We start from the raw sequence: 8,208 nt of genomic DNA on the forward strand, positions 1-8,208 counted from the left end.
TCGCGCTCTGGCGCATACCCCCTGACCAACTCGACACCCTCGAACTGCGGGTGATTCCGCTCCACCCGCAGGCGGTGGCGCGACTTCCGGCTTCCATGCGGCCTACGCCGCCCTTGACTTACCGGGGGGGGGAGGGTAAACTGGGCCACCCCTCGCTCGAGGGGTTCAACCGTTTCGCACCCACAGAAGGAAAGCCCGATGGCCGATCTGCGTAACGTAGTTCTCATCTCCCACGGCGGGGTGGGCAAAACCACGCTGGCGGAGAGCATGAGCTTCGACGCCGGCGCCTCGAAACGCCGGGGAAGCGTGGGCGAGGGCAACACCACGAGCGACTTCGACGACGAGGAGATAGCGCGCCGCTTCAGCATCGGCACCTCCCTCCTGCGGCTCAAGCACGAGGGGAAGGTCGTAAACCTGATTGACACCCCGGGCACACTGGATTTTACCGGGGAGGTCGTGAGTGGAGTCTATGCCGCGGACGCCGCCATCGCCCTAGTGTCCGCCGTGGCCGGCGTGGAGACGTGCACCGTCCGCTACTGGGGCATCGCCTCGACGAGGGGATTGCCCCGCGCGCTCTTCATCAACCGGATGGATCGCGAGAACGCCAGCTTCGCCAAAGCGGTGGAGACCTGCCGGTCCGCCTTCGGTAAGACTTGCGTCACGGTGCAGTTGCCCATCGGCGCCCACACATCCTTCAAGGGCCTGGTGGACCTGATCGCCAACAAGGCTTGCGTTTACGCCGCCGACGGCTCGGGCAATTTCGAGATCACCGAGATTCCCGCGGAGCTCGCGGATGATGTGGCTCAGGCGCGAGAGAAGCTCATAGACGCGGTGGCCGCCGCCGATGACGCCCTCATCGAGAAGTACCTCGAACACGGCACATTGAGCGCCTCCGAGCTGCACGGGGGGCTGGCCAAGGCCTTCCTCGGGGGAGCTATCCACCCCATCTTCGTGGGGGCCGCCGAGCTGGGTATCGGCAGCCGACCCCTTTTGGACGCCATCGCGGACTATTTCCCCACACCCGGCCAGGTTCCGCCGCCCAAGGCACTCGCCGGCGACGAGGAGACGGCGTTACCTGAAGGCACGCTCGCCGCCTTAATCTTTAAAACAACCGTTGACCCATTCGCCGGCAAGCTCTCCATGGCCCGCTTGTTCCGGGGCACCCTCTCGGGCGAGGCCTTCAACGTCAACCGGGGCAAGAACGAGCGCTGCTCGAACCTCTTCCACGTCCATGGAAACAGCCAGGAAAACGTCGGAGAGCTCACCGAAGGCGACATCGGCGCCATCGGCAAACTCGAGCAAACCCTTACCGGCGACACCCTGGCGAAATCGGGCTCGCCCCGTTTCGCGCCGCTCCCCTTACCACAGCCCCTGATGAAGCGCTCCGTCTTCCCAGTCTCCAAGGGCGACGAGGACAAGATGTCCACCGGCCTCTCGCGCCTACAGGAAGAGGACCCCACCCTGCACTCGACCCGCAACGAACAGACCAAGGAGATGAACCTGGCCGGCCTGGGCGACCAGCATTTGCAGGTCGCCGTTTCCCGACTGCAAAAAAAGTACGGCGTGAACGTCGAGCTCAAGATACCCCGCATCGCCTACCTGGAGACGATCACCCGGAAGGCCGAGGGTCACGGCCGCCACAAGAAGCAGACGGGCGGGCGCGGCCAGTTCGGCGACTGCCAGATCGAATTCTGGCCGCTGGAACGAGGGACCGGAGTGGAGTTCCAGGACGCCGTCGTAGGCGGCGTCATCCCCAACAAATTCATCCCCGCCGTGGAGAAGGGGCTCAACGAGGCCTACGCCAACGGGTACCTATGCGGCTGCCCCATCGTGGACATCCATGCCAGGCTTTTCTACGGCAGCTATCACAGCGTGGACTCGTCGGAGATGGCCTTCAAAATCGCCGCGAGCCTGGCCTTCAAGGACGCCATGACCAGGGCCGTCCCCGTAGTCCTCGAACCGATAATGCGCGTGGAAGTCTTAGTCCCCGACGAGTTCATGGGCGACATCGCCGGGGACATCAGCTCCAAGCGGGGGAAGATTCTGGGCATGGAGCCGCGCGGCAAGATGCAGGTGGTCAGGGCTCTGGTCCCCGAGGGCGAGCTGTCCAACTACTCCACCGAGCTGCGCAGCATCACCGGCGGCCAGGGAACCTACTCGCTGGAGTTCAACGGCTACGAGCAGGTCCCCGGCGAAACCCAGCAGAGAATCATCGAGGAGCACAAGCGGGAGAAGGAGTAATAAACCTCCCTTTCGACGGTAAAAACACCGACAAGGGGCTCAAGCCCCTTGCCTCGTCCACGGACGGACATTCACGGGAACCGGACATCCGGTTCCCCTTTTTGCGCCTCGCCGCTACAACCCTTCAATCCGTTGGGCTATAATGGGACTGTGAAGGGATGACTGCGCCCGAAGAGAAAACCCGAAGGGGTGAGATGCGTTACAGCCGCCTTTTGACCGCTGCGTGCACGGCGACGCTGGTGATTCTCGCGGCCTGCGAGCAGCCGTCGAACGTACCCGAGCCGACTTTCCCCCAGGACGCCTGGTTCGCCATCGCCCTGACCGATAACTCCTGGGAGAGTCACAACGTAGCCGCGCTGGTGAGGCTGGACTTCGGGGGCACGGTTCGGGAGAACGTTGTGGCGCCTAAGCAAGTGGACACCCCCCCGGTGCTGGACGGGCGGGACAACGACCGGGCTTGGGACCACGCCGGGACGACGACCCTCCTCCTCGAACCCGCCAACGGGGGCACCGGCATAGCCGCCGTCAGCGTGAAGTGCGTCTACACCGAGGAGGAGATTTTCTTCTTCCTGAGCTGGCAGGATCCCACCGCCACCGGCAGCGACATCCCCGGCCGTTGGAAGTACGCCGGGGGCGAGTGGTACGACCGATTCGACGAGGATGGCCAGCCCGATATAGACGGTGAGCTTATCGCCGAGGACATGCTGGCCTTTCTCTGGCCCAACCCCAACGCCTACCCCGATTTCGACCAACAGGGATGCACCGCCACCTGTCACGCGGAAGGCGGCGGTTACAGTCACGGCACGCCTTACGGGACTTACATAGACGCCTGGGTCTGGGGGGCGGGCCGCACCAATCCCCGGAAGCAGGTGCGCGACTGCCTGCTGGGCTACTTTGGATGGGGCAATGACGCGACGGGCACGGCGCCCTACCTCGCCAACCGGCCCGCCGACGGCACCATCCCCTGGACACCCCTTTACCAGCACACCGACGATCCCAACTCAAACGCCCATTACCTCTTCGCGGAAGAGGCGGTTTCCTTCCTGCCCGATGGCTGGCTCGGGGGGAGCACGGTGCCGGGGTACGTATTACAGATTTCGGACGAGTCCCAGGCCGACGTGCGGGGGTGCGGCGTGTACGGCGCCGGCAGCTGGTCCGTCGAGTTGGGAAGATCCCTTCTGACCGAGGACGTGCTGGACTTCCAGTTCCTGTGGCCCGAGGTGCAGGGCGACGGGGAGTAGCCCCGACCGGACACGCGGCGGATGAGCCTTAAAAAAACCTACTCCACCCTCGACTGGCTCCTCGGCGCCCTGGCGCTCCTTTTAATCGCGGGCACGGCGGCGCTCTACTACCTCACCGCCGGCGGGGAAACGGACCTGGGCGCAATCTGGCCCAAACTGCTCTACGTGCCGGTCCTCCTGGCGGGTTGGCGCTTCGGGCTTTTTGGCGGGGCGGTTTCCGCCCTCGTGGGCTCCGCGGCCCTGGCGCCACAGCTAATCTACTACGTGGGGGAGCTGGACGCGGCCGGGTGGGCGGACCTGAGCGAGCTTCTCGCCCTGAACCTGGTCGGGTGGTGCTTCGGTCTCATGGCGGAGTACCACCGCCGCCGCAGCTCGGAGGCCGTCAGGCTGACCCGCGATCTGGGCTCGGCCAACGCCGAGTTGGCGGAGCTGGTCGGTCTGCGGGACAGGGTGTCGCGCATTGAGAAGCTGGAATCGGTGAACCGCCTGGCCGGGGGTGTGGCCCACGAGATCCGGAACCCACTGGCCGCGATCAAGGCCACCGTGCAGGTCACCCCGCAGGAGGGGCTATCCCGGGAGGCGCGCGAGGCCTTCCGCATCATCTGCGAGGAGGTGGGGCGCGCCGACGCGGCGGTGAAGAGGCTCCTCGGCCGGAGCAGGCGGAGACCCGAGGGCGGGGGGGTGAGGCTCGGGGAGCTCATCGCCGAGGCCGCCCGGCTCATCCGACCCCGCTTGGGTAACCTTTCGCTGACGGTGGACGCGACGCCGGAGGACTGCTGCGTCAAAGGCGACGCGGACGCTCTCCGCCAGGCCCTGGTCAACCTCCTCGTCAATGCCTCCGAAGCGGCGGCGGGACGGATAGACATCACCCTCGTCGTCGAGGGGAATGATGCGCTGATACGCATCGCCGACGACGGACCGGGCGTCGGGGAAAAGGACCAAAAAAGGCTGTTCGAGCCCTTCTTCACCACAAAACCCAACGGGACGGGCCTCGGCCTCTTTCTGGCCCGCCAGGCGATCCAGACCTGCTCGGGCGGCATCCGGTACGTCCCCCGGGACGGGAAGGGCGCGGTCTTCGAAGTGAGCCTGCCGCTATCCCGTTCCGAATAACGTATAACCACCGATTTTCTTCATCCGCAGAAAAGGAGTTCCATGCACGACCCACGGCTCAACGGCTACGCCCGGCTCATGGTCAACTACGCCCTCGGGGTGGAGAAGGGGAACGAGGTCCTGATTGTGGGCTCCCACCTGGCCGCGCCTCTCGTGCGTGAGATGTTCCGCGAGGTCCTGGCTAGCGGTGGCCACCCCCGGACCCAGATCGGCCTCGACGGCTTGGCGGAAATCCTCTTCAAGGAAGGTTCGGACGACCAGCTCACCTACGTCACGAGCTCCGCCAAAAACGACGTGGAGAACATAGACTGCCTGCTCCAGGTCCGCAGCCCGGAGAACACCAAGGCCCTCTCGGGGGTCGCACCGGATCGGATGCGGCTGAACCAGCAGGCCCACAGCAAGATCGTCCAGCGGTACTTCGAGCGCGAGGCGGGGGGGGAGTTCCGGTGGAGCATGTGCCAGTTCCCCACCCACGCCGCGGCCCAGGAGGCCAACATGAGCCTGGACGAGTACCACGCCTTCGTCCTGGGCGCCTGTCTCCTGACCGGACCCGACCCGGTGAAGGCCTGGCGCGCGGTGGAAAAGAAGCAGGAAAAAATCTGCGACTACCTCACGTAGAAGAAGGACTTCCGCGTGACGGCGCCGGGCACCGATCTTTCGTACTGCGCCGGGGGCCGTGTCTGGATCAACTGCTGCGGGAAGAACAACATGCCCGACGGCGAGGTCTTCACCGGGCCCGTCGAGGATTCGGTCTCGGGCCGCATCACCTTCAGCTTCCCAGGCATCTTCATGGGAAAGGAGATCGAGGGGATCCGGCTGGAATTCAAGGACGGGAAAGTAGTGGACGCCGCCGCCGACCGGGGCGAGGAGCTCTTGCAGACGCTTCTGGACACCGACGAGGGGTCGCGGAAGGTCGGTGAGGTGGCCATCGGCACCAACTACGGCATCACCCAGTTCACCAGGAACATGCTCTTCGACGAGAAGATTGGCGGCACCTGCCACTTCGCCATCGGCCAGTCGCTGCCCGGCTCCGGGGGAGTCAACCAGAGCACCCTCCACTGGGACATGCTCTGCGACCTGCGGACCGGTGGGCGTTACACCGCCGACGGCGAGGTTTTCCACGAAAACGGCCGCTTCGTAAAGCCGATCGAGTTCTAGCCCGCTCGTGAACGGTTCGACTCTCCCCGTTCACGGATGGAAGGGCCGGTTAAGACAAGGGGCTTCAGCCCCTTGGTTCCGTCAGCAAGGGGTTAAAACCCCTTGTCTTATGTCTCAATTAATGTAAACAGGGTGGAGAAAATCTTCGGTAGAGGGTCGAAACAGTCGAAACCCAAAAAAAGGGACCGTCGCCGACGGTCCCTTTCCGCATGATAGAGGCAAGGGGTTTAAACCCCTTGTCTTCCTTATCGGGAAAATTAGCGGACCACGACCAGACGGGTCGTTCGGACCGCGGAGGCGGTTTCCAGCTTGAGGAGGTACACGCCGCCGGCCAGGCTGGAGGCATCGAAGCCCAGGACGTGGCGTCCGGCGGGCAGAACGCCCGAGTGGACGGTCATCACCCGGCGCCCGGCGGTGTCGTAAACGGCGACGCTCACTTCACCGGCGTCGACGGCGGCCAACTCGAAGCTCACCGCGGCCGGCCCCTCGGCCGGGTTGGGGAAAGTGCCCAGGATGCGCGTGCGGGCGATGTCGCGGCCGTACAGCTCGCACTCGGCCGGACCGTAGAACCGGCTGCTCCCGTCGGGGTTGACCACCTCGAGGAGATAGGCCACGCGTCCGGTGTCGGCCTCGGTGTCGAGATAGCGCCAGGGGCCGTTGCCGGTGAGGGGATTCTCGTTGAGCCTCTCCCGGCTCACCCCGTCCTCGGAGAGACGGTGGATGTTGTAGCCGGCGGCCTCCTCGGGCCTGGACACCGACCAACTCACCAGGGCTCCGCCGTCTATGGGATCGGCGCGGAAACTGACGACCTCGACGGGCGATTCGATATCGGGCTTGAGGGTGGGATCGCCGATGAGGGTCATGCCGTAGAACCAACCGCGGGCGTCCTGCTGCGTCCATCCGCCGTATTTACCCTCGGCGACCTGGCTCATCCAATAGCTGAAAGCATCTCCCCAGGTCATGCCGTCCCGCACGGCGCCGTAGAACACCTGGAACTCAAGCATGGAGCCGGTCTTCGCCGAACCGATGGAGATGAGCCCCTTTGAGTCCGGGTCCAGGGTGTAGATGCCGCCCATGTTGTTGTCCGTGGTGTAACGGGCGTTGGAGCAGGCGAAGAGGTTGTGCACCGCCCACTGGTGATCGGTTGAGTTGACGTAGGCGTTGTTCACGTAAACGCCGTCGTGAAAGGCGTGGACCGACGCCGAGGAGTGGCAGCACAAGAGGATATGCTCGTAGGTGACGTCGTTCAGCCGGTCCATGTAACCCTGGCCGGTGACGTCGGGCCACGAGTGTATCTCGTTGTCCGAATACACGTAGCTCACCTGTGAACCCCAGAGATCCCCCCAGGCCGCCCAGTCGTAGTCCACATAGGTCAGCGAGTTGCGCTCCAGGGGCCAGTCCCCGGTGCGATAGTCGTGGTTCCGCTCGAACCAGGCGTTCACCAGCTCGGCCTCGTCGCCGCAGAGATAAAGGTTGTGCGCGGGCACGCGGCCGAAGTAGATGTCGGGCTCCATGTCGCCCGAGCCGTCGGTATGGATGTCGTAGATACCGTTAAATTCGCCATCCGGGGATGCTTTTTCGGACCAGTGGCCGTCGAGGTCCATCAGGAAGAGGTCGCAGGGGAAGCTCTCGTAACCGATGTCGACCCAGAAGATGCCCTCGAACCAGGCCGAATCGAAGTCGCCGATTAAAACGGTCCCGTCCATCCCCAGGGCCCACTGGGCCTGCAGCTCGGCCCGCAGGTCTTCCGGCGAGATGACGCCCGAGATGGCCACAGTCACGGTGTAGCCCTCCGACTCCAGGTCGGCGACCCAGGTGTCCAGCCCCGCGGTGATTTGGGGGTACAGGTCCTCGTTGACCAGGACGTAGAGGTCGTCGCCGGGGCCGTTCGGGCTCTGGTGGACGGTGATGAAGTCGGGCTCGCCGTAGGGGGTGCGGCGGGCCATGTACTCATCGTGCGTTTCCGTGGGCGGCGCGCCCTCGTAGAGGCGGGTGATGGGGATGCCGTCCGGATTCGCCAGGACCGGCACGATCAACAGAAGAAAAAGCGGAATGGCCCGTCTCATTTTCGACCTCCAGGATCCTATACGATGGGTAATGTCGGCTCAGTCCATGGCCACTATAGCGCAATAATCCCCCCTTGACAACAACGGCTCTACTGAAGGTACCCCAGGGAGCGCAGGTTGTCCAGGGCCGGGTCGAGCTCCTCCAGGGTCACCGCCTCGAGGCTGTAGTCCCCGTAAGTTGCGACGCGGGGCCAGTCCGCGGGCGACGTGTCCGCGCCGGGCAATTCCTCGGACAGGGGGAGGCCGCAGAGATGGAAGAGGAAGGCCGCCGCCTCGTAGAGGGTCACCGAATCCGACTCGAACCCCGATTCGAGCGACGGATCGGGGCTCGAAACCAACACCTCGCCCGTTTCGCCCGATTCCGGTCTCAGAACGACGAAGACGGTCGGCTC

At 64.6% G+C, this 8,208-nt stretch carries 6 protein-coding genes and 1 pseudogene; 5 read left to right on the forward strand and 2 right to left on the reverse strand.

The window, feature by feature from the left end:
* The 5 genes and pseudogenes from NTW26_06570 to NTW26_06590 form a co-directional block, all read left to right on the forward strand.
* Positions 1-215 (forward strand): hypothetical protein (locus NTW26_06570; GenBank protein ID MCX7021920.1); only part of this gene is annotated, 215 nt, incomplete at its 5' end.
* Complete coding sequence (gene fusA, locus NTW26_06575; protein ID MCX7021921.1) at positions 199-2,241, forward strand: elongation factor G; 2,043 nt, start codon at positions 199-201, stop codon at positions 2,239-2,241. The genes NTW26_06570 and fusA, both read left to right, overlap by 17 nt.
* A gap of 194 nt (positions 2,242-2,435) precedes the next feature.
* The gene (locus tag NTW26_06580) at positions 2,436-3,482 is read left to right on the forward strand and encodes an ethylbenzene dehydrogenase-related protein (GenBank protein ID MCX7021922.1); all 1,047 of its coding nucleotides are present in this window, start codon (positions 2,436-2,438) and stop codon (positions 3,480-3,482) included.
* A 21-nt stretch (positions 3,483-3,503) separates the two neighbouring features.
* A complete protein-coding gene (locus tag NTW26_06585) occupies positions 3,504-4,592 on the forward strand; it encodes an ATP-binding protein (protein MCX7021923.1) in 1,089 nt (362 codons plus the stop codon).
* Between the two features lie 42 nt (positions 4,593-4,634).
* Positions 4,635-5,750 (forward strand): annotated as a pseudogene (locus NTW26_06590) (aminopeptidase).
* A 257-nt stretch (positions 5,751-6,007) separates the two neighbouring features.
* Here the strand turns inward: NTW26_06590 and NTW26_06595 are convergent.
* Together NTW26_06595 and NTW26_06600 are read right to left on the reverse strand one after the other, a co-directional pair.
* The gene (locus NTW26_06595) at positions 6,008-7,816 is read right to left on the reverse strand and encodes a T9SS type A sorting domain-containing protein (protein ID MCX7021924.1); all 1,809 of its coding nucleotides are present in this window, start codon (positions 7,814-7,816) and stop codon (positions 6,008-6,010) included.
* Positions 7,817-7,905: 89 nt separating this feature from the next.
* Positions 7,906-8,208, reverse strand: a 303-nt coding sequence (locus tag NTW26_06600) for a hypothetical protein (GenBank protein MCX7021925.1), incomplete at its 5' end; no start/stop codon positions are given.

It is taken from the genome of bacterium, from assembly GCA_026398675.1.
Taxonomy (GTDB): Bacteria; RBG-13-66-14; RBG-13-66-14; order RBG-13-66-14; family RBG-13-66-14; genus RBG-13-66-14.

Excerpts from the sequence above, each read along its gene's own strand:
- fusA (MCX7021921.1), top strand. The coding sequence starts at position 199 with ATGGCCGATCTGCGTAACGTAGTTCTCATCTCCCACGGCGGGGTGGGC.
- NTW26_06580 (MCX7021922.1), top strand. The coding sequence starts at position 2,436 with ATGCGTTACAGCCGCCTTTTGACCGCTGCGTGCACGGCGACGCTGGTG.
- NTW26_06585 (MCX7021923.1), top strand. The coding sequence starts at position 3,504 with ATGAGCCTTAAAAAAACCTACTCCACCCTCGACTGGCTCCTCGGCGCC.
- NTW26_06595 (MCX7021924.1), bottom strand. The coding sequence starts at position 7,816 with ATGAGACGGGCCATTCCGCTTTTTCTTCTGTTGATCGTGCCGGTCCTG.